Below are 579 nucleotides of genomic sequence, written 5' to 3' on the forward strand. Positions count from 1 at the left end.
CTTCGATTTCGGTCGCGGCCTTGGCCGTCTCGACGGTGACGACCAGATCGCCGGCCTTGACCGGATCGCCTGGCTTCACCGCCCAGGCGATCACCAGCACGGCTTCCATGTATTCGCCGCCGGCGCTGTCGATGCTGATCGGATGGGTCGCCATCGCCGCCGCCTCCGTCACTTCAGCGTCTTCAGCGCGGCGGTGCGGATCTTCTCGGCACTTGGCAGCATCGCCGTTTCCAGCGGCTCGGAATAGGGGATCGGCATGTCCGGCAGCGTGACGCGCGCGACCGGCGCGTCCAGCTCGTCGAAGGCGTGATCCATGATCGTTGCCGAAAGCTCGGCGGCGTAGCCGCAAAAGCGCCAGCCCTCGTTGACCACCACGGCATGGTGCGTTTTCGCGATCGAGGCGACGATGGCGTTGACATCCAGCGGGCGCAGCGACCGGAGATCGACGATCTCGGCCGAAACACCGTCGGCTGCGAGAAGATCCGCGGCTTTCAGTGCCTCGACCACCATCTTGGAGGTGGCGAATATCGAGATATCGTTGCCTTCGCGCAGGGTTGCCGCCTTGCCGAGCGGCACGGT

At 65.5% G+C, this 579-nt stretch carries 1 protein-coding gene; it reads right to left on the reverse strand.

Features of this window, described 5'->3' with window-relative positions; genetic code table 11:
• Positions 1–168: 168 nt before the first annotated feature.
• A partial coding sequence (locus ENZ74_RS33775) for a transketolase C-terminal domain-containing protein (RefSeq protein WP_281059779.1) occupies positions 169–579 on the reverse strand: 411 nt, incomplete at its 5' end.

This window comes from Mesorhizobium sp. M7A.F.Ca.CA.002.15.2.1 (assembly GCF_003998715.1).
GTDB classification, from domain to species: Bacteria; Pseudomonadota; Alphaproteobacteria; order Rhizobiales; family Rhizobiaceae; genus Mesorhizobium; species Mesorhizobium ciceri.